The organism is Vreelandella olivaria (assembly GCF_023507745.1).
In the GTDB taxonomy this organism is placed as follows: Bacteria; Pseudomonadota; Gammaproteobacteria; order Pseudomonadales; family Halomonadaceae; genus Vreelandella; species Vreelandella olivaria_A.
Window position 1 is genome coordinate 1 of sequence record NZ_JALPZO010000045.1, and the last position, 20,585, is coordinate 20,585.

Sequence of the window (20,585 nt, forward strand, 5' to 3'; positions counted from 1 at the left end):
GAACATGGTCCTGGCACCACTAACAATCCGGTGCGGCCCACCCTTGCATTGACAGACAACCCTGTCACCAACTTTTACCAGATCCATGAGACTTCTCGCTAATATCCATGAGGCATGTCATCTGGTACCCGAGAATAGCGATGATTTTTCGGGATGAAAACCCCTACAGAACAGAAGCGTATGGCGGCAATTGCCATGAGTCCCGGTCTTTCTTACGTGCTTGTCTGTGTCCTACAGGCTGACGTGTCTATTTAGCCCATCATTTCATCAATACGATCCACTAGCTTAAAGATGCCGGTAGCCGCCTCACTGATACGTGTTGCCAGCATATAGGCAGGCGTTGTGACCACCCGGTGCTCCAGGTCCACCACGATATCTTCAACGCTGCAACTGCGGTGCAAGCCGCCCATGGCGCTGATCGCCCCGGAAACACTGGGGTCGTGGCCAATGGTTACGGCAATTCCGTCCCCTAGCAGGCGCGGCACCATCACCGGCGCAATACACATCAAACCAATAGGCTTCGCCTCCTCCTTAAAGCCCGCCAATGCTTCCTTTAAACTTTCCAGTACCTGCATACCGTCGCCCTGTTCGGCAAAGTCAGACAGGTTTTTGGCAACCCCAAAGCCGCCGGGCACAATAACCGCATCAAACTCATCGGCATTCAGTTCAGTGATCGGCGTGATTTCCCCCCGGGCCAAACGCGCTGATTCCTGCAATACATTACGCTTATCGCCCTCCACGGGCGCTTGGGTTAAATGGTTAATAACATGGTGCTGCTCCACATCTGGCGCAAAACAGCGATAACCAATACCTAACTGATCCAGACGCAGTAACGTTAATGTGGTTTCATAGATTTCGGAACCATCAAAAACACCGCAGCCTGCGAGTACTACAGCTACCTGTTTGGTCATGCCTATCTCCTTATGGTCGCCTGTATGTTAACCACTTACATTTAGCGACCTGGCCAAATCGTTCACTTTAGCCAGTCTGCATAGTCGCCACAAGGCGGCTTTCGCCGCACAGTATGGCTGATATACTCACTCTAAGCCTACGGGCACCCTTTTATGTTTGCGTTTTGCGGAGAAACCTTTTGAGTACACCAAGCCCCCGTCACTTTCCTGCCACGCGTATGCGCCGTATGCGCCGTGATGATTTCTCCCGCCGGTTAATGCAGGAAGCGACGTTATCGCCTGCGGACCTGATATTGCCAGTGTTCGTTCTGGAAGGAGAAAGCAAGCGCGAAGCGGTTGCCTCCATGCCTGGCGTCGAACGCCTCTCGATCGACCTGCTAATTGAACAGGCACGCGAAGCCTATGCGTTGGGGATTCCTGCACTGGCGCTGTTCCCTGTGGTTGGAGCGGAACAGAAAAGTGAGCTGGCAGAAGAGGCATACAACGCCAATGGATTGGTACAACGCTGCGTACGTGCGCTAAAAGAGGCACTGCCGGAGCTGGGTATTATCACTGACGTTGCCCTCGACCCTTATACCATTCATGGTCAGGACGGCATTCTTGACGAGCATGGCTACGTACAGAACGACCGCACGGTAGATACACTGCTCAAGCAGGCACTTTCCCATGCAGAAGCAGGCGCCGATGTTGTCGCTCCTTCGGACATGATGGACGGCCGTATCGGTGCCATTCGGCAGGTACTGGAGCAGGAGCACCTGCATAACGTTCGGATTATGGCCTATAGTGCCAAATATGCCTCCAAGTACTATGGCCCCTTCCGTGATGCCGTGGGTTCAGCGTCCAACCTTGGGAACGCAGATAAACGCACCTACCAGATGGACCCAGCCAACAGTGATGAAGCGCTGCATGAAGTGGCGATGGATATCACCGAAGGCGCTGACATGGTGATGGTCAAGCCCGGTATGCCCTACCTGGATGTGGTGCGTCGTGTAAAAAGCGAGCTTCAGGTCCCCACCTTTGCCTATCAAGTCAGCGGTGAGTATGCGATGCACCGTGCGGCTTTTGATAACGGCTGGCTGGAGGCTGAGCCGGTAATACTCGAATCACTGATGTGCTTCAAGCGGGCTGGCGCTGACGGTATTCTGACCTACTTCGCCCTGGAAGCAGCACGGCTACTAAAGCGTTAGGATGACGCTTCACAGTAACAAGATGACAAACCGGTGACACCGGTTTGTCATCTTTCCCCTGCATACTGCCTTTATGAAAAGTTATAACGCTATGATGAGTATGGGTCATTCACGCGGGGCAGCTTATGGACAACCAAACGCCGGATTCCACGTCTTCAACGCCTTTTGAACCTCAGGGTAGCGAAGGTGAGAGCGTACCACTACGTCTTAATCGGACAACCACCGGGGTACAGGCGCGTGAACCCCAGTCGGAAACCGATCTTGACGATCCCCAGCTCTATTTCAACCGGGAGATCTCACACCTGAATTTCAATATTCGCGTGTTAGAGCAAGCGCTGGATGATGCGCACCCATTACTGAACAGACTGATGTTTCTGTTGATTTTCTCATCCAATATGGATGAGTTTTTTGAGATTCGTGTTGCCGGATTGAAGCATCAAATCGCGCTGGGGGATGACACTACCGCCGCTGACGGACGCTTACCCAAAGCCGTGCTGGCACACATTTCCGACATCGCCCATCAACAGATTGAACGCCAGTACCAAATTTTAAATGAAACGCTGCTGCCAGCATTAAAATCCCAGGGGCTGCGCTTTCGGCCTCGGGACCAATGGAACGATGCTCAAAAAAAATGGGTACGGGAGTTTTTCGATAACGAAATTATGCCGGTGATCAGCCCCATTGGCCTGGATCCCTCTCACCCCTTCCCACGGCTGGTAAATAAAAGCCTCAATTTTATTGTAGAGCTAGAGGGCAAAGATGCCTTTGGCCGCTCCGGTGGGATGGCTATCCTACCCGCACCCCGCTCATTACCACGCCTAATGGCCCTCCCTAAAGTGCTATGCGCGGAGGGCTTTTCGGAGTATGTGTTTTTATCATCCATGATTCACGCCCACGCAGAAGAGCTGTTTCCCGGTATGCGTGTGCGTGGCTGTTACCAGTTCCGGCTTACCCGCAATGCAGATATGACGGTTGACCCCGAAGAGGTTTCCGATCTGGCGTCGGCGCTTCGCGGTGAGCTGCTGGCCCGTCGCTATGGTAGCGGCGTACGTCTCGAAGTGGCCGATAATTGCCCCGATGACTTAACCAGCTTTTTACTGCGCCAGTTTGAGCTGGAAAGCATTGATTTATACCGGGTACGAGGCCCCGTTAACCTAACGCGTATGATGGCGGTACTGGGCGATGTGGATCGCCCCGAACTACTGTACCGCCCCTTTACACCCAATGTACCCAAAGCGCTAAAGGGAGGCAGCCTGTTCAGCGCCATTGCCAGGAGCGATATTCTCCTACACCATCCCTTTCAGTCTTTTTCACCCATTGAAGATTTATTAAGGGAAGCCGCCCGCGATCCTGACGTATTAGCCATTAAACAGACGCTTTACCGTACCGGGGCCGACTCTTCCATCGTAAACGCACTGGTAGATGCCGCCAGCCAGGGCAAGGAAGTGACGGTGGTCATTGAGCTTCGGGCCCGCTTTGATGAAGCCGACAACCTGCAACTGGCATCACGCCTCCAGGAAGCAGGAGCCATTGTGATTTACGGCATCATGGCTTACAAAACCCACGCCAAGATGCTGCATATCGTACGGCGTGAAAAAGGCGAGCTACGCCACTATGCGCACCTGGGAACCGGCAACTACCACTCGAAAACTGCCAAACTCTATACCGACTACAGTCTGCTGACAGCCAACAAGGCGCTATGCGCCGATGTACATAAGGTCTTTCAGCAACTTTCCGGCATGGGTCGGGCACGCAAAATTGATACTCTGCTACACGCGCCCTTTACTCTCCATGAACGGCTATTGGAAATGATCGACCGGGAAGCCCAGTTGGCTCGTAAAGGCAAACGGGGCCATATTATTATCAAATGTAACTCCCTGACCGAACCCAAACTCATTAAAGCGCTATATCACGCTTCCCAGGCGGGCGTGGAGTGCGACCTGATCATTCGCGGTATGTGCTGCTTGAAACCGGGTATTGCAGGCGTTTCGGATAATATTCGCGTGCGCTCCATCATAGGCCGTTTTCTGGAACACACCCGGGTGTTTTACTTTCATAACGATGGTAAATCGGAAACCTGGTGTTCAAGCGCCGATTTCATGTCACGCAATATGTTTCATCGGGTTGAAACCTGCTTTCCTCTGCTGGATAAAAAGCTTGCCACCCGGGTGCGTAAAGACCTGGAAACCTATCTCGTCGATAACTGCCAGAGCTGGTTACTACAGAGCGATGGCAGCTATCAGTTACAGGACCCTGGGAACAGCGATGCCATCAGCGCACAGGAAACGCTGCTCTATGCCTACTCCTCAAAAAGCTAGTGGCCGCTACTTTAAAGCCGCGATGCTCTGAGAGCACCGCGGCTTTTATCACTATCCTAAAGCACCCTGCTTAGGCACATGGGTATTTAGGCGTAGCGTTGACGAAGTATCTTTGCGGCTTCCACCATATTCGCCAGGGCGGGTTCCACCTCTGCCCAGCCACGGGTTTTCAGGCCGCAATCCGGGTTCACCCACAACCGCTCTGCCGGGAGTTTCTCCAGCGCTTTCTCCATCAGCGTCACCATCCATTCGACGTCGGGAATGTTAGGAGTATGGATATCGTATACGCCTGGGCCAATCTCGTTTGGGTATGCAAAGTCTTGGAAGGCATCCAGTAACTCCATATCCGAGCGCGACGTTTCTATGGTGATAACATCGGCGTCCAACGCCGCGATGGCACCAATAATGTCGTTAAACTCAGAGTAACACATATGCGTATGGATCTGGGTGCTATCCGCCACACCTGACGCACTTAGCTGGAAGCTTTGCACTGCCCAATCGAGATATGTTTGCCATTCGTTCTGGCGTAAAGGCAGACCCTCCCGCAGCGCAGGCTCATCAATTTGAATAATCTGGATACCGGCCTTTTCCAGGTCCATCACCTCATCGCGCAGAGCCAGGGCAACCTGGCGACAGGTGGTGGCACGGGGCTGGTCATCACGTACGAACGACCATTGCAGGATGGTGACAGGCCCGGTAAGCATCCCCTTCATGGGCCTTTGCGTCAGGGTTTGGGCGTATTCACTCCAACGCACCGTCATCGGTGTCGGTCGGGTGACATCGCCAAAGATAACCGGGGGCTTAACACAGCGGGAACCGTAACTCTGTACCCATCCAAAACGGGTAAATGCAAAGCCTTCAAGCTGCTCACCGAAGTACTCCACCATGTCATTGCGCTCGGCTTCACCGTGCACCGGCACATCCAACCCCAAGGCCTCCTGGCGTTCCACCGCATAGGCAATTTCTTCACGCATGCGTGCTTCATAGTCAGCCTGGCTAAGTTCGCCCGCTTTAAAGGCGCGGCGCGCTGCACGAATCTCCTTCGTCTGCGGAAAGGAGCCAATGGTTGTGGTAGGAAACATCGGTAACGGTAACGTGCGCCGCTGGGCAACGGCTCTTGCCGCATAGGGTGATTGACGCTGGCTATCCTGTGCGCTGATCGCCGCCAAACGCTCACTGACGGCAGGTTGGTGAATACGCGCTGATTCACGACGTGCATCCAGAGCACGGGTAGCGTCATTAACCCGCTGTTCATCGACAGCTGTTGCCCGATTATCCACCAGCCGTGCCAGAGTGACGACTTCATCCAGTTTTTGCCGGGCAAAGGCTAACCAGCTGACTAATTCACCATCAAGTTCCGTCTCCTGAGCCAGATCAACCGGCACATGTAATAACGAGCAACTGGGCGCCAGCCATAACCGCTGCCCAAGGCGGACTTTTAGCGGCAGCAAGCGTTCACGCAACACCGCCAAATCGGCACGCCAGATATTACGGCCATCCACAAAGCCAATGGAAAGTACCTGGTGAGGACTTAGACGATCAATAACACTTTCAACCTGATGCGGTGCACGCACTGCATCAATATGCAGCCCCGCCACTGGCAAACGCGTAGTTAATGACAGGTTGTCACCCAAGGCACCAAAATAGGTTGCGAGCAGCAGCTTTACAGGGGCTGAGTGCAGACGATGGTAGGCACGCTCATAGGCTTGCTGCCACTCCAGCGGTAAATCCTGTACCAGCGCTGGTTCATCCAACTGTACCCACTCAATGCCCTGGGTAGCCAGGCGGGCCAGAATCTCGCTATATACGTCCAGCACACTATCCAGCAGTGTCAGACGATTAAAGTCATGGCCTTTGGTTTTACCCAGCCATAGCCACGTCAGCGGACCAGTGAGCGTGACCTTGGGTGTGAAACCTCCCTGCAGCGCTTCCTCAACTTCGTTGAACAAGCGGCTGGATGCCAGCGTAAATGTCAGACCTTCATGCAGCTCAGGTACCAGGTAGTGGTAGTTGGTATCAAAATACTTGGTCATTTCACATGCGGCGGCAGGCTCCCCGCTAGGCGCACGCCCCCTGGCCATACGAAATGCAGTGTCTATATCAACCTCCCCTGCATTTACTTCTTGCTGGGCTTTAAATCGACCCGGTACGGCACCTAACATCACAGAAACATTGAGCACCTGATCGTAAAAAGCAAAGTCTCCTACGCTAACAAAATCCAACCCGGCATTGTGCTGTGTTTGCCAGTGGTGCAAGCGCAAGGTCTGGCCTGCCTGTTCCAGTTCCGTGCGAGAGACCTCCCCTTTCCAATACGCTTCCGTGACTCGTTTAAGTTCGCGCTGGGCACCGATACGGGGATAGCCGAGAATATGAGAAACTGTCATGATGAAGCCTTACAACGTGAATGATTTCACACAGTCTGATCACCCCAAAAAATGAATCAAACTAAAGTTTTTAATACAAAACATGAAAAATACTCACCATGATTGAATTACGACATCTGCGTACACTGCTTGCTCTACGGGAAACCGGTTCGCTGGTGGAGGCCGCTGAGCGTATCCACCTTACTCAGTCAGCATTGTCGCATCAGTTGAAAGACCTGGAAGGCCGGGTAGACAGCGCGTTATTTGTCCGTAAAACACGCCCCGTGGAATTTACCCGTGCGGGGCTGCGCCTGCTGGCCCTGGCCGATCAAATTCTTCCTGAAGTGCGCAAAGCGGAGCGCGATCTTGCACGCCTGGCGGGCACCGAGCAGGGGCGCCTGCATATGGCCATTGAGTGCCATAGCTGCTTTCAGTGGCTTATGCCCACGGTGGATTATTTTCGAGATCACTGGCCTGAGGTGGAAATCGATATTCCCAGCGGTCACCACTTTGATCCGCTGCCCGCGCTTGCCCGCGAACAGCTTGATTTGGTGATTACCGCGGACCCTCAACCGCTTGAAGGCGTCCATTATGCTCCGTTGTTTCGCTACGAGGGGTTACTGGCCGTTGCCCGGCAGCATCGCTTTGCCGGACAACCTTTTATTGAACCTCAGGATCTTGCTGACGAGACGCTGATCACCTACCCGGTGGAACAATCCCGGCTGGATGTCTTTACCCAGTTTCTGAGTCCTGCCAATGTGCGCCCCAAGGAGATTCGGACTGCTGAGCTTACCATCATGATGATGCAGTTAGTGGCCAGTGGCCGTGGTGTCTGCGCCCTGCCGAACTGGGCACTTACCGAGTACCTGGAACGTGACTATGTAAGCGCAGTTAAATTAGGTGAGCATGGTATTTGGAGCACGCTATACGCCGCCATTCGTGAGGAAAACCTTGACGCACCCTGGATGCAGGACTTTTTACGCACAGCCAGGGACACCTCATTTGCCGTGTTGTCAGGTATTAAGCCAGCGTATCGCGACGAGGAATCAGCAGCGTAAAACGTGCGCCCCCAAGGGCTGGGCTGGAGTCGACAGTCACGCTGCCCCCATGCCCGGCCATGATTTTCTGGACAATGGAGAGACCCAATCCATACCCACCGGAGCTACGGGCACGGCTGTCATCAAGCCGGGCAAACGGTTTGAAAATATCCGCCCTCGCCTCAAGAGGAATGCCGGGGCCGTCATCTTCAACATCAATACGCACTAAATGCGGCTCATCCCATAGGCGAATCATCACCTGGGATTTACCGTAGCGGCAGGCGTTGCTCACCAGATTTTGCAACGCACGCTGCAAGTAGCGGGGCTCTGCCATCAACTCAATTTCCGGGCTGGTTGCTAACACCAGGTTCAGCCCTTTATGCAACGGCGTAAGCGTGTCGATAACACGTTCCGCCATCGCCCGACACTCTACCAGTGTCATTTCAAGCTCTGCGCCATTAACAGCTTCCCCCCCCAGGCGAGCATAGGTAAGAATTTCATCCACCAGATCATCAAGTTCCGCAATATCGGCATCGATTCCCTGCAACTGGCGCCGGATTGCCGGCTGGTCGGTCATGTCTTCAACCATTTGCACTGCAAAACGAATACGCGCCACAGGGGTGCGCAATTCATGGGAAACGGCACGAATCATCTCCTGCTGGCCACGGAGCAGCGTCTGTACCTGGTTGGCCATTCCATTGAACGCCATCCCCAGGCGGCCTAAAAAATCGCCACTTTCCACTTTGACCCGGGTTTCCAAACGGCCACTGGCTATACGCGTCGCGGCCAGTTCCAACCGCGACATACGGGCCTCTATACTGCGCATAATCAAGTAAATAATCAGGCTAAGGACAACCATTAACCCAATCAACAAAGGCAAATGAAGATTGAGTGGCAAGGTATCACCACGGGTGATAGGGCCAGCCTGAAGCCACTGATATTCTCCAGGCAACTGGTAGAGCAAGGTAACCGACAGCTTATCAGAAGCCAGGCGTGTGATGACGCCACCCAACGTCAACTGGAACTGCTGCTCCGCAATAAGATCATCAGGGGGGGTGGAGAGCAGCGCCAGAGGCCAGCTTCCCGGACGAAGTGAGGCAAGCGCTTCCAGGCGCTCTGCTCTCGGCATACTGGCAAGCCACTCGCCCAACAACACCATACTGCCTTGCCACTGCCGCTCACTCCAGGCCACCAGGGTGGCCTCCAGCATCCAGCTCTCTTCAGTGCTGTCATCGGGTATTCGTTGGCGCAACCGCCAGGGGTCCTCAGTGACGAGTACTGTGCCCCGCCCAATACGCTCCCGCTCAAAATAGCCAAGATCAACGTCGTGGAGTTTGCGCAGCGACAGCTGCATACCTAACACATCAGAAAAGTGGCTTAGCCGCTCTTGCCGCTCATCAACCGGTATATCTGCCAGTTGTTGTGTCATTAACGACATGGGCAGTGCGGCAAGCTGCTCACGATAATCCTCCCGGCGGACCTGCTCAATGAATGAGCGCCCCCCAAGAGCTATCAGAAATACGACACACAACGCGAGCCCCAGCAGTAAATAGAACCTTAAGAACGAACCGTGGCTGAGCACTCGCCGCATGAGGCGAACCTCTCTTAATTAGCTGTCTTTAACAAAAAGGTAACCCTTGCTGCGCACTGTTTTAATACGGTGTGGCTGGTTAGGGTCATCACCGATTTTGGGCCGAATACGCGAAACGCGCACATCGATTGAGCGATCCTGGCCATCATATTTTATGCCACGTAAATCGCTAAAAATTTCTTCACGGGTTAATACACGCCCGGCATTACGAGCCAACAACCATAGAAGGTCAAATTCAGCACTGGTCAGGTCGATGCGCTCACTAGACAACCACGCCTCGCGGGTAGCATTATCGATCTCCAGGTTCTCGAACTTAAGGCGCATTTCGCCGTCGGGAGCAGGCCCATCGGCACGCCGTAAGAGCGCGCGCATACGTGCTAACAACACTCGGGGCTGAACAGGCTTGGGCACATAGTCATCAGCCCCCATTTCCAGCCCCAGCACCTGATCAAGGTCGTCGGTGCGGGCCGTTAGCATCATGATGGGCCCGGCAAAATTAGGCCGCACCCGGCGACAAATAGCTAAACCATCTTCACCAGGTAGCATTAGATCGAGGATGACCAAGTCAGGCTGCAGGGTCAAAATACGGTCAACCCCTTTCGCGCCATCTGCTTCCAGTGTGACCTGAAAGCCATTGGCTTCCAGATATTCACGGGTGAGTTCCGCCAAACGCTGGTCATCTTCGATTATCAGCACGTGGTCTTGATCGGGATATTCAGGCATTATCGACTCTTGTGACCCAAGTGCCTGAAATTGCTGTTCCAAGTGATCTACCATCCTTTTTCTTCACTCCGCTTAGGCCGTTTGTATTATCACCTGCTCACCCTACGCAGAAGCAGGCTGTGATAACGTTCAGGATACCTCAAAATCATCCAAACACCTGGCTCCTTCCCCTTTTCTTCACTTATCCAAGCTTAACAGGCATTAATGGAGCACCTTGATTCTTCCACCGTCAAGCGCTAATGTGGGTAAGGCTAACTGTCGACAATCTGACAGGAGGAGAAAGCCATGGGAAATGGCAAGACTAAAAGTGTTATCAAACGTGTTTATGTTCCTACTCAGGTGCGTGATTTGCCCAACGGGGAGAAACTAAAAATCCCAGGGCACTATAAGGCACCGCCCGATGATGGCAACAACTCGCTTGACTAGCATACATCGGTAACGAAAAAGGCAGGCCCCTGGAGGCCTGCCTTTTTTATACCCGGAGTAGAGTCGCGTACTCGCTATCCTTTGGGCCCAAGCAAGAACCACGCAATTAGCCCAACCAACGGGAAAAACAGCAGGACCAGAATCCACAGCAGTTTCGCTACTCCACCGGCAGAACTCTTCGCTACTTTAACAATGGCCCAAATCACAATGATGAGCCAAATTAACCCTAGCAAACCACCTACTTCAATACCCATAGCAACTCCTTAGCGCGTGACATCCATGAGCTTTAAGCTAATCACAACACTTCGAGGCTTACAAGCGCGATTCACTGATCCGGCAGACTTATTACCATTTCGCCACCGCGAATTTCAATCGCCAGTAAATTTAGAAAGCTCATACCGAGTAACACAATATCGCGCTCCATACCTGGGCTAATGGAACCCTGCACGTTGCTCACCCGTATTCCGCCTAGCATCACCTCTTCAAGCTGGGTTAAGTTTCCCTCTACACGCCCATTGGCGGTATTAAACCAAGCGCTGCGGCCTGGCTCCAAGCCTAACCTGGACGCCATATTTTCAGGCACAGCGACATACGTTGCCCCTGTATCCAGTAAAAAAGTAACCGGCTCTCCATTGATCTGCCCTGGGGCTTCAAAGTGACCGGAGCGGTTACGTTGCAATGTGACAGGCCCACTGTCAGGCGTAGCATGCATTACATGGGCGTTGGGTGTCATGATGTTGTCAAATCCGCCATCCACTAACCACGTACCAACCCCCAGCAGTAGCACCCAAAACAGCAGCATCAAGACGATACCACCGCGCTGTGCTGTTTGTGTTGCCATGTGTCTCCCCAACGGGTTATGCGTTTTCCCACGCAAGGGCTGCATCGCGCCCTCGCTGCTCATTAACGCCAGCACAAATCAGCATGGCAATAATAAATAACCCTACACATAACAGAATAGACGCTTGTAAGCCGACTAGCGTTTGTAAAATACCCAGCATCACAATCCCCATGACGCCAGCCAGTTTATTAGCCAGCCCCCAGAACCCGAAGAATTCAGCGGATTTTGCCAGTGGTGAGAACACCCCCACCAATGCCCTACTGGCGGACTGGCTCGAGCCCAGACTTAAACCAGCCAAGCAGCCGACCACCAAAAACACATACTGCGCCTGCCACTGCCATTCAAAGCGGCTATTGATCCACCCGGTTAATCCAGGTGTCGCCCAAATAGCCAGAATGGCCGCTACCCACAGTGCCAATGTAACGAGATAGGTACGCTTGGCGCCCAGCTTGTCCTGTACAAACCCAAATCCCAGCGCACCCGCAGCCGCCGTTATCTGAACGATGATAAACATAATGTTGCGGACACTCTCATCCCAGCCAATCACCTGGGCACCATAGATAAATGCAAACGCAATAATGATGTAGACTCCTGCCATCGAAAACAGCAGCGATACCAGAAAAACAGTCAAATCCTTAAAATGACGTAGCTCATGAAGTGTCGAGAAAACGCGCTGTTTGGCAATCTGTCGATAAGAAACACCATGGGGCCTTGGTGTCTCCCGCTCCTTAAGCCACAGAAAGGTGGGAATAGCCGCTATTAAAAAAAAGCCTGCTGCAAAGGGGCCAACCCAGCGTATGCGCTCAAAGTTTTCCGCAGTGGCTTCCCCTAAGACCACAAGCGTAAACCCAGCAGCGAACAGGCCTCCTATATAGCCTAACGCCCAACCAAACCCCGAAATCTTACCCAACGCATCAGGAGGACCCAGCTCAGGTAAAAACGCAGCGATAAAGGATTCACCCATGGAGTATGCGTAGTTTGAAAGCACAATTAATAATAAACCAATCACCACATACCCAGGCTCAACAATGTAAAGCATCGCGGTAGTGGCGACCGTTGCGAGGTAGCTGATGAGTAAAAAACGTTTTTTTTCTGCCCGATAGTCCATAACAGCACCACACAGCGGCGCGGTAATGACTACCATTAAATAACTGATCGCCAGTGCCAAACTCCATAAAAAATTAGCTAAGCGAAAGCCATCTCCTCGATCTCCTACAATCACGGTTGTAAAAAGCTCGCCGAACACAACGGTAATGATCAGCAGGGTATAGGCCTGATTGGCGAAATCAAACATCGCCCAGCCAAAAATTTCGCGGTGCGATGCAAAGGCAGGAGCAACCTTGGCAGTCTGGTCAGGCAACATATTGAGTCTCTCTTAAAGGGGACAACAAGATTACCAGCTTGGTGTTCCAAGCCGCTATGGCCAAACGTTAATAGAATTGAGATGACAGCGCCCCTAAGTTGCTCTAAGTTTGCTCAATCAGGGAACAATAGGAACGCAGTTAAATGGCTTATGGCTGCACTAATATAACGCGCTTAACAGCCGCAGGCACACTTTGTGTCAGCAGCGTTATTACGCTGGCTTCCATAAGTGTGGATGCTTGTGCAGCATCAGATGCCTCTCTGTCTTCACTAACTTTTGTTACTGAAGAGTATCCCCCCTATAATTACTTGACTGATAACGGCTTGGCCGGAAAATCCATCGACCTGCTTGAGGCAATACTTGAGCACACCAGTACTCCGTTTAGCCGCGAAAATATACTCTATTACCCTTGGGTACGGGGTTATAATCTTGCGCTTAACGAACCAAATACAGTGCTATTCTCCACAACCCGCACCCCAGCCAGGGAGAGCCAGTTTCATTGGGTTGGTCCGATTGCTGAGGATCAAGTGGTACTACTGGCTCGCAGCGATGTGACGTTGGATATAAACACTCTGGAAGACGCTATTGATCAAGGCCTTAGCGTGGCGGTCATTAGAGAGGACATTGGTGCCCAAGCCTTAACAGAATTAAGTTACCCAGAACACCTTGTTCGCTCGGCTATTGATAATCGCAGTGCACTTTATATGCTGCTACATGGCCGTGTGGATCTATGGGCATACAGTGCTGATGTGGCTGAATGGATTGCACAGGAAGAGGGATATGCGCCAGACACGCTAAAACCGATCTATACACTGATGGGAAAATCTTATCTATACTTTGCTATCAACCAGGACACCGACCCACGGCTAGTCACTCAGATGCAGCAGGCCCTGGATGAGGTAACCAACCTTCCGGCAACCACACAGGCAATTAACGATGGTTAAAGGTTCTCCAGGCAGGCATTCGCAGCGACTGTCCAGTATGGTTGCCACAGTGCTGATTAGCGGCCAAATAAGTGCCGCTGCCTGGGCGCAAATTCCTCCCTTAACCATCAACACCGAAGAATATCCACCATTCAACTACCGGGATAGCCATGGTGCGGTGGCTGGTACGGCAACTCAGCTACTGCGTAGTGCGCTGAGCCAGGCTGGCATTGAAGCACGTTTTCGGGTGCTCCCCTGGGCACGTGCATACACCGAGGCCACGTTACGTGATTACCATTGTGTTTACTCCACCACTCGTACTGAGGCGCGGGAGGCCCTATTTCATTGGGTAGGTCCGCTGGTGGTTAACGAGTGGTCAGTGTTCGGGTTGGCTGAGCGCCAATTAAAGCTCACCGACTTAAATGATCTCCGCTACTGGCGGGTTGGTAGTTTCAGAGCAGATGCGGTAGGAGACTATGTCGCCAATCAGGGAATTGAAGTGTTAAGGGCGCCTAGTGAACGGGAAAATATAGCGCGCCTGGAAGCTGGTTTTCTGGATGTCATAGTGACGGGCAAAGCCACCGGAGAATTTATTGCCAAGGAACAAAACATAGCACTGCAACACCTGCTTACCTTCTTTTATGCCCCACTGTACCTTGCCTGCCATCCAAGTGTGCCGCGTGAAATGATCGAACGTATTCAGACACATCTTGATGCACAGTTAGCCGCTGAGGCAATGCCGTGACTCATAACATATCGGCTAGCAAAGGCCGCCTGACCCTTAAACAAGCCCTACTCACGCTGCTCATTGCGATTGTTATCAGCCTGGTGGCAGGTGCCGTTGAGCTGTTTGGGTACGTAAACAGCATGCGCGAGGATATTCAACAGCGTACTACCCAGCAGTTGGCCATTATCAATGGTGCGGCGGCGGAAGCGGCTTTTCAGCTTAATCCAGATCTCGCCCATCAAATCGCTTACGGTTTATTTAGTAATAGCGAGATTGCCCAGGTTACTATTCAAGACGATTTTGGTCGGGCGCTGGCCGAATTTTACCCCGACTCTCCACCCCACCCTACGTGGTTAAGTAAACGCTTGTTTGGAGATATTCTTCATCATGAAATGTTGCTCAACTACTACATGGGCAGCAGTATGCCTGATGCGATTGTGGGAGAAATTCAGATTGCATTGGATCAAGGCTATTTAACCGAGCGTTTTTTGGCCCGCGGCTACCTGGTGGTAGGCTCCAGCATCTTTGAAGCCTTTTTGCTCAGCAGTGTGGTAATTGCGTTTTTCCATTTCTTTATTACCCGACCGCTATTAAAAGTACACTCTGCCATCACCCAGACAGATCCAGCGCAACCCGGAAAATGGCCTAAGCCCACGCTTCGGGGCCATAAAAATGATGAGTTAGGCCACTTGGTAGAAAGTCTGGATCACTTGCTCAACGAGTTTCAAGTGGGATTGGAACAGCGAGACCATTTACATCAGCTCTCGCAATACGACGGTCTGACGGGCGTTGCCAACCGCCGCTACTTTGATAGCTTCTTTGCGCAACAGTGGCAGTGGGCAAAACGCGCACAACAGCCCTTGTCCGTCATCTTTATCGATATCGATAATTTTAAAGAGTTTAACGACCATTATGGGCATGCCATGGGCGACGACACGCTACGTGCTGTGGCCAAAGCCCTCAACCTCTGCGTTGATCCGCAACGAGATTTACTGGCCCGTTATGGCGGTGAAGAGTTTGTCTGCGTCTTGCCAGGAAAGAATCATGCCGAAGCAATACACGTCGCCAACTGTTTACAAAGCGCTGTACTCTCACTAGCCATTCCCCATGCCTTTTCCAGCACACACACCCACCTTACTGCCAGTATGGGGGTTTCCAGCATGCTGCCAGACAAGTCGATGAGCGCCGACGATTTATTAAAATGCGCCGACCAACGGCTTTATCACGCCAAGCGCGGCGGCAGAAACCGGATACAGACAAGCGAGCGCCCGGCATAGCTGGGCTCAGGCTGATGACCAACCCTTTGCTTGCTGAGTAGCGGGGGTCTTTCGCCAGGGATGGCGAAAGTAGCGCCCACGGATGGGTCCCACAGCGCCCCCGTATAGGGTTACTCAAGACCGCTTCTCTGCTTTGCCAGTCTCCACCCAGCAAGACGGGCGCGGCAGCAAGAGGCGAAGACGAATTATCTCACAGCAGCCAGTGCGCGAGCACCGCTGACAGTCCAATCACCATAGCCGTCACCACGGCGATCGTGACGATACGGTCAAGCCAACGGTCAAAAACCGCGCCTTTAGGCTGCCATCGTGTCTTGGGCTGCCGTCGTGTCGCGCCGTGACGCCCCTGCCGAGCCATTAGCACGCCGGTTCCATGTGCGCTCCCTCCCCTACAACCAGAAGCTGATTAGCTATTATTTAGCTATTAATACGCCGATTGACCACACTGGGTGTACGCCGTAAACGCTCTTCTTCGCCCAATTGCTCTGCTTCAAATGCATCCGCACCTACCGGCGTTTCACCATGGCGACGATATAGCTGTGTCAGCAATGCCTTACGGTCAGCACGCAGTTCGCGTATCAATACTATTACCATCATATATAGAATAAAGGTAAACGGTAACGCTGACAGCACGGCGGCTGACTGCAAGCCGGATAAGCCTCCCGCCGCAATCAGCGTCAAGCAAATTGCGGCGATCAACACACCCCAGACCACACGTTTGTACAGGGGAGGGTTGATAGAACCATTATCCGTCATTTGCGCCACGATATACGATGCTGAGTCTGCTGACGTCACCAGGAAAATAAAGATCAGCATCATCGCCACCACCGATAACGCACCAGAGAATGGCATTAACTCGAACATCTCAAACAGGGCAACGGTAATATCAGCCTCTGTTGCGGCAGCCAGCCCTACATTATCGCCATTTAGCTCCATATTAAGCGCAACCCCACCAAACACGCCAATCCATAGGCAGGCCAGTAGTGGTGGTACCAGCAAAACTCCAAAAACATACTCTTTAATAGTTCGTCCACGCGATACGCGGGCCACAAAGGTGCCTACAAAAGGTGACCATGATTACCCAGGCCCAATAGAACACCGTCCAACTGCTTGCCCACTCATTATCACTATAGGGCGAGATACGCAGGCTCATACCAATAAAGTTCTGTAAGTAGTCACCAATCCCTAACGTAATGGTTTCCAGAATTACGATCGTAGGGCCAGTGACCAGCACATACACCATCAAGCCAATGCATAGCACCATATTCAGGTTGGATAATCGCTTGATGCCTTTATCAAGACCTGACCATGTGGACGCCATATAGGCACAGAACATGGTAAAGAGAATAATAAACTGCCACAGACCATTTTCCGGCAGACCAAACACTGCATTAAGGCCGCCGTTCACCTGCAGAACGCCCAAACCTAATGAAGTAGCAACCCCCATCACAGTTGCGACCACTGCAAAGACATCTAACCATGAAGCATAGGGGCGGATGCGGGGGTTTTTTGCCGTCACCGATGAAAGGACTGACGAGACAAGCCCTGCCTGCCCCTTACGAAACTGAAAATAGGCAATGATTAAACCAACCAGGGAAAAAGCAGCCCACTGGTGAATGCCCCAGTTAAAGTAGCTGTACTGGATTGCATAACGCGCAGCTGCTTCGGTTTCCGCAGGCATATCTCCATAAGGTGGGTTGATGAAGTGACTCATAGGCTCAGCCATGCCATAAAACACCAACCCCACACCAAACCCGGCGGCCAACAACATACTTACCCAGGAGAAAAAGCTATAGCTTGGGGTGCTGTCCTGCGGCCCGAGACGCACTTTGCCATATTTACTCAGTGCCAGTGCAACCAGGAAGATAACAAAACCAAATACAGAGATGAGATAAAACCAGCCAAATAATTCCGTTATGGTACCCAGTGCCATTTCTGCCGCTTGACCAAAACTTTGTGGAAAAAATGCTCCCGTGACCACCAAGCCAAAAATGATTACCGCTGATGCGATAAACACTGACTTTCCTCCATGATCCGCCATACAACCATCCTGTTAGAAGTAGCTATTAAACGCGTCGTGCCAACATGTTATATAGCCTACCGCTCTCAGTATCCTGTCGTACAGTGTTGTATAAAATTGCATTAGCAAAGTACTACTTAAGCAGTAGGTAAGTAGCAAAACAGCCCGCAATCTTTGGCGGGCTGTTTCATAAGACACGTACCAGCAGAGTTCAAAAAAGCAGCATGTACCACTCGTAGAAGTACCAACTTATTGACTACCGATATAGCTCAGTTACTGCCAAGATGGTACTCGACGACGCCAAGCCACCCTAGCCCCTGGTAGGTTTCGTAGCCGGGAGTTTCTGCAAAGCTGACCAATTTATCCTCATGCTGATAGTAGCCGCGTGTAGCGTTGTTACGCTGTAATGGGTAGGTACTGCCGATATTGTCAGGCTGGGTATCCGCAATAACACGGTAAGAGGCATCTAACAGCATCACTCGGCTTAACGCCCTCTCCTCCTCGGTAAGCCCAACACCTTCCACTACGTCTTGAGCCTGTGGCGCCCAGTCAAAGAAAATTCCCAACACACCTGTTGTCCTGCCATCGCGTTCGCCACCCTGGCGGATCGCCGTCGCGTAAGTCGCCACCGCCGCCTCGTTCAGCGCAGGGTTTTGCTCAATATCGGTGACCACAAACTCATCACCGTTGGCAGTTTTCATGGCACGCTTAAACCACTCAGTATCGGACACATTAATGCCCTTAACGCCGGGGTACTGATCCGGCCTTCCGTTGGCAATCACATTACCCTGCGCATCGGCCACCCATAAATCCAAATAGACGGTATACGAGCGTAAAATGGTGGCTAACCGTGAGCTGGCATGGCTGCAGCGCTGCTCACTGGGTGACTCAGCCACCTCGACCACCGCACTATCCGTCGCCCACCAGCGTACGTCACAGGAGCGCTCAAATAAATTGCGATCAATAATTTCGACGGCGTTCAACGCAATGTCAGTAAAACGCTGGCCACGGAATTCATTCATCATCGTAGAGCCTACCGTTTCAATACTCTCGGTATGCTGCTCCACCTGCTGCCGGAAGTCTCGGGCAATCTCGTTGATGCCTCCCGATACCCGGCCCATCTCATGGGCAACCACTGCAAATGCCGCACCGCTACTGCCAGCACGTGCGGCTTCAATACGAGCATTGAGCGCTAAGATCTCGGTTTCCTGCATGATTTTCTCAATCATGCCGATTTTTTCCCGGGTGATGGTAGCAATATCAAACGCGAGTTCTAAAATATTTTTATCCTGCATAGACGCCCTCTTGGTGACATGGCAGCTGACAAACCTATCAGCCAACGCTTACTATTCAAGCAAGATATACGCCAAACAAGCAAAGGTATACGCCAAGCCAGTGGAACTTATCCTATTGGCTATGTTCAGAAGAGTGTCAATTCAATCATGGAGGCTTTTATGCCACAGATGAATCGCGACCAGCGCAATGCCGCCTGGCAGGCAGCTAATCAATGGCGTGCCCGGGCAACACAAACTCAGCCTACCGGTTTAATGGGTAGCTTCAAGCTGTTGCTTACCTGGCTTGCGTTTGGCGTGTTAATGATTGTTGGTGTCGTACTCGGTCTGTTTTTCTTATTGGTTGGTTGGGCCATGATGCCCTTTGTACGCCATAAAATGAAAAAGCGCATGGAGCAGATGCGTGCTGATCAAGCACAGGATATCGGCGGTGGTTACGCCAAACCGCATCAGCAGGCTAATCAATACGATGCGCTTGAAGGCAGTTATGAAGTTAAAGACGACACACACCGCCCCTAACTATTGCCTTCAGTTAGCTTAGTTATCTCGTCATTGCATTACTGGTTTACGCAGGCACCGCCATCAAGGCGGTGCCTGGACCCAGACAAATATGGCTGCCAATGTTAATGGCATCACCACCAGGCTTCCCAAATTCCCAATAAGTACCAGCGATGCCACCTTCTGTGGCGCCAGCTTGTACTGTTCAGCCACCAAGTAATTGAGTACTGCCGGTGGTAGTGCAGCAAACACAAGCAACACCGCAGTTTGCAGGGGGTTTAAGGGCAGTACCCATATTAACGGTAGCGCGATGACCAACCCGGAAAGCGGGCAAAGCACCGCTCCCAACAATCCTGTTCGCCAGTCGCTAAAGTCGATATCCAGCAAACGGACACCCAGCGCGAAAAGCATCAGGGGGATACAAATCCCCCCAAGCATATGCATTGCCTCTAGCAGCCAGCCGGGTAGCGGCACCTCGCCTACATTGACCGCTAATCCCGTAAGACTCGCCGCTACAATCGGCATACGCAGCATCCGCCATAGCGAGGTCTTGGGGTCCAACAGGTAGAGACCTACTGAGAAATGCAGCAACATTTCAATAATAAATACCACCACCGCCGCCGGTAGCACCTCTGGCCCAAAAGCAAGGACCAGTAAAGGCACTCCCATATTGCCTGAGTTGTTAAACATCATTGGCGGCAGGAATACCTTTATATCAAGCGACAGCCATTTAGCCACTGGCCATAATACCAGCCCGGAACCCAAAACCACCGCCACTGCCGCCGTGGCAAGCCAGGCATAATCCACCAGTGGCGCCTGGCGGTCAGCCAGTACCGCAAACACCAGCAACGGTACAAAAAGCTCCATATTAAGTGTGTTCAGGCTACGGATATCCGGCTTCCGGTATCGCCCGTAAACCGCTCCACACCCAGCAATTAAAAAGACCGGTAGCAATGTCGCCAGGATATGCCCGGTCATACACTTGCCGCCCAGGGGCGTGATCCATTGTCATACAGTGCCAGCATCGCTCTCAGTTCCTTTTTGTTATCAGGCTATACTGCCTGCTGATGCTACTTAAAAAGCATTTGCCC

The 20,585-nt window shown here is 52.3% G+C and carries 17 protein-coding genes and 1 pseudogene; 7 read left to right on the forward strand and 11 right to left on the reverse strand.

The window, feature by feature from the left end; translation table 11 throughout:
* Nucleotides 1-251 precede the first annotated feature (251 nt).
* A complete protein-coding gene (elbB, locus tag HP566_RS03585) occupies nt 252-911 on the reverse strand; it encodes an isoprenoid biosynthesis glyoxalase ElbB (protein ID WP_249975896.1) in 660 nt (219 codons plus the stop codon).
* A gap of 179 nt (nt 912-1,090) precedes the next feature.
* Between elbB and hemB the strand changes: the two genes are divergently transcribed.
* The gene (hemB, locus tag HP566_RS03590) at nt 1,091-2,098 is read left to right on the forward strand and encodes a porphobilinogen synthase (protein WP_249975897.1); all 1,008 of its coding nucleotides are present in this window, start codon (nt 1,091-1,093) and stop codon (nt 2,096-2,098) included.
* Between the two features lie 125 nt (nt 2,099-2,223).
* Complete coding sequence (gene ppk1, locus HP566_RS03595; protein WP_249975898.1) at nt 2,224-4,416, forward strand: polyphosphate kinase 1; 2,193 nt, start codon at nt 2,224-2,226, stop codon at nt 4,414-4,416.
* Between the two features lie 86 nt (nt 4,417-4,502).
* Here the strand turns inward: ppk1 and metE are convergent, their stop codons facing one another.
* A complete protein-coding gene (gene metE, locus HP566_RS03600) occupies nt 4,503-6,800 on the reverse strand; it encodes a 5-methyltetrahydropteroyltriglutamate--homocysteine S-methyltransferase (RefSeq protein ID WP_249975899.1) in 2,298 nt (765 codons plus the stop codon).
* A gap of 98 nt (nt 6,801-6,898) precedes the next feature.
* On the opposite strand from metE, the gene HP566_RS03605 reads away from it, so the two are divergent.
* On the forward strand, nt 6,899-7,837 hold the full coding sequence (locus HP566_RS03605) for a LysR family transcriptional regulator (RefSeq protein ID WP_249975900.1): 939 nt from the start codon (nt 6,899-6,901) through the stop codon (nt 7,835-7,837).
* Here HP566_RS03605 and HP566_RS03610 read toward each other — a convergent pair.
* The 5 genes from HP566_RS03610 to HP566_RS03630 all read right to left on the reverse strand — a co-directional run bounded on the left by HP566_RS03610 (nt 7,800) and on the right by HP566_RS03630 (nt 12,760).
* Nucleotides 7,800-9,407 (reverse strand): ATP-binding protein, encoded by a 1,608-nt coding sequence (locus HP566_RS03610; protein ID WP_249975901.1) that lies wholly within the window; start codon nt 9,405-9,407, stop codon nt 7,800-7,802. The two genes, HP566_RS03605 and HP566_RS03610, sit on opposite strands and share 38 nt — an antisense overlap.
* 18 nt (nt 9,408-9,425) lie before the next feature.
* Nucleotides 9,426-10,184 (reverse strand): winged helix-turn-helix domain-containing protein, encoded by a 759-nt coding sequence (locus tag HP566_RS03615; RefSeq protein WP_284041297.1) that lies wholly within the window; start codon nt 10,182-10,184, stop codon nt 9,426-9,428.
* A gap of 446 nt (nt 10,185-10,630) precedes the next feature.
* The gene (locus HP566_RS03620) at nt 10,631-10,810 is read right to left on the reverse strand and encodes a PLDc N-terminal domain-containing protein (RefSeq protein ID WP_249975903.1); all 180 of its coding nucleotides are present in this window, start codon (nt 10,808-10,810) and stop codon (nt 10,631-10,633) included.
* Nucleotides 10,811-10,881: 71 nt separating this feature from the next.
* On the reverse strand, nt 10,882-11,397 hold the full coding sequence (locus tag HP566_RS03625) for a retropepsin-like aspartic protease family protein (RefSeq protein ID WP_249975904.1): 516 nt from the start codon (nt 11,395-11,397) through the stop codon (nt 10,882-10,884).
* Nucleotides 11,398-11,413: 16 nt separating this feature from the next.
* A complete protein-coding gene (locus HP566_RS03630) occupies nt 11,414-12,760 on the reverse strand; it encodes an MFS transporter (RefSeq protein WP_249975905.1) in 1,347 nt (448 codons plus the stop codon).
* Between the two features lie 230 nt (nt 12,761-12,990).
* Between HP566_RS03630 and HP566_RS03635 the strand changes: the two genes are divergently transcribed.
* Genes HP566_RS03635 through HP566_RS03645 form a run of 3 tightly spaced genes read left to right on the forward strand, consistent with a single transcriptional unit; the run spans nt 12,991 to nt 15,687 of the window.
* Entirely contained in the window at nt 12,991-13,704 is a 714-nt protein-coding gene (locus HP566_RS03635) for a substrate-binding periplasmic protein (RefSeq protein WP_340163061.1), read from the forward strand.
* Nucleotides 13,697-14,428 carry a substrate-binding periplasmic protein gene (locus HP566_RS03640; RefSeq protein WP_249975907.1) on the forward strand — a complete coding sequence of 244 codons (732 nt, stop codon included), beginning with the start codon at nt 13,697-13,699 and terminating at the stop codon, nt 14,426-14,428. Before HP566_RS03635 ends, HP566_RS03640 begins: the two co-directional genes overlap by 8 nt.
* Nucleotides 14,425-15,687 carry a GGDEF domain-containing protein gene (locus HP566_RS03645; RefSeq protein WP_249975908.1) on the forward strand — a complete coding sequence of 421 codons (1,263 nt, stop codon included), beginning with the start codon at nt 14,425-14,427 and terminating at the stop codon, nt 15,685-15,687. Before HP566_RS03640 ends, HP566_RS03645 begins: the two co-directional genes overlap by 4 nt.
* A 190-nt stretch (nt 15,688-15,877) precedes the next feature.
* On the opposite strand, the gene HP566_RS03650 is transcribed toward HP566_RS03645, so the two are convergent.
* The 3 genes and pseudogenes from HP566_RS03650 to HP566_RS03660 all read right to left on the reverse strand — a co-directional run bounded on the left by HP566_RS03650 (nt 15,878) and on the right by HP566_RS03660 (nt 18,999).
* Nucleotides 15,878-16,048, reverse strand: a complete 171-nt coding sequence (locus HP566_RS03650) for a hypothetical protein (protein WP_249975963.1) — start codon at nt 16,046-16,048, stop codon at nt 15,878-15,880.
* 53 nt (nt 16,049-16,101) lie between these two features.
* Nucleotides 16,102-17,725: pseudogene (locus HP566_RS03655) on the reverse strand (BCCT family transporter).
* Between the two features lie 248 nt (nt 17,726-17,973).
* The gene (locus HP566_RS03660; protein WP_284041298.1) at nt 17,974-18,999 is read right to left on the reverse strand and encodes a PDC sensor domain-containing protein; all 1,026 of its coding nucleotides are present in this window, start codon (nt 18,997-18,999) and stop codon (nt 17,974-17,976) included.
* 159 nt (nt 19,000-19,158) lie between these two features.
* Here HP566_RS03660 and HP566_RS03665 point away from each other — a divergent pair, with 159 nt between their 5' ends.
* Nucleotides 19,159-19,515: a hypothetical protein gene (locus HP566_RS03665; RefSeq protein ID WP_249975909.1), complete on the forward strand. Its 357-nt coding sequence runs from the start codon at nt 19,159-19,161 to the stop codon at nt 19,513-19,515.
* Nucleotides 19,516-19,578: 63 nt separating this feature from the next.
* Here HP566_RS03665 and HP566_RS03670 read toward each other — a convergent pair whose 3' ends face one another.
* Nucleotides 19,579-20,472 carry an AEC family transporter gene (locus tag HP566_RS03670; RefSeq protein WP_249975910.1) on the reverse strand — a complete coding sequence of 298 codons (894 nt, stop codon included), beginning with the start codon at nt 20,470-20,472 and terminating at the stop codon, nt 19,579-19,581.
* Nucleotides 20,473-20,585: the final 113 nt, after the last annotated feature.

Coding starts and splice junctions, on each gene's coding strand:
- ppk1 (WP_249975898.1), top strand. CDS start 2,224: ATGGACAACCAAACGCCGGATTCCACGTCTTCAACGCCTTTTGAACCT.
- HP566_RS03625 (WP_249975904.1), bottom strand. CDS start 11,397: ATGGCAACACAAACAGCACAGCGCGGTGGTATCGTCTTGATGCTGCTG.
- elbB (WP_249975896.1), bottom strand. CDS start 911: ATGACCAAACAGGTAGCTGTAGTACTCGCAGGCTGCGGTGTTTTTGAT.
- HP566_RS03630 (WP_249975905.1), bottom strand. CDS start 12,760: ATGTTGCCTGACCAGACTGCCAAGGTTGCTCCTGCCTTTGCATCGCAC.
- HP566_RS03605 (WP_249975900.1), top strand. CDS start 6,899: ATGATTGAATTACGACATCTGCGTACACTGCTTGCTCTACGGGAAACC.
- HP566_RS03660 (WP_284041298.1), bottom strand. CDS start 18,999: ATGCAGGATAAAAATATTTTAGAACTCGCGTTTGATATTGCTACCATC.
- metE (WP_249975899.1), bottom strand. CDS start 6,800: ATGACAGTTTCTCATATTCTCGGCTATCCCCGTATCGGTGCCCAGCGC.
- HP566_RS03640 (WP_249975907.1), top strand. CDS start 13,697: ATGGTTAAAGGTTCTCCAGGCAGGCATTCGCAGCGACTGTCCAGTATG.
- HP566_RS03620 (WP_249975903.1), bottom strand. CDS start 10,810: ATGGGTATTGAAGTAGGTGGTTTGCTAGGGTTAATTTGGCTCATCATT.
- HP566_RS03665 (WP_249975909.1), top strand. CDS start 19,159: ATGCCACAGATGAATCGCGACCAGCGCAATGCCGCCTGGCAGGCAGCT.
- HP566_RS03610 (WP_249975901.1), bottom strand. CDS start 9,407: ATGCGGCGAGTGCTCAGCCACGGTTCGTTCTTAAGGTTCTATTTACTG.
- HP566_RS03670 (WP_249975910.1), bottom strand. CDS start 20,472: ATGACCGGGCATATCCTGGCGACATTGCTACCGGTCTTTTTAATTGCT.
- HP566_RS03615 (WP_284041297.1), bottom strand. CDS start 10,184: ATGGTAGATCACTTGGAACAGCAATTTCAGGCACTTGGGTCACAAGAG.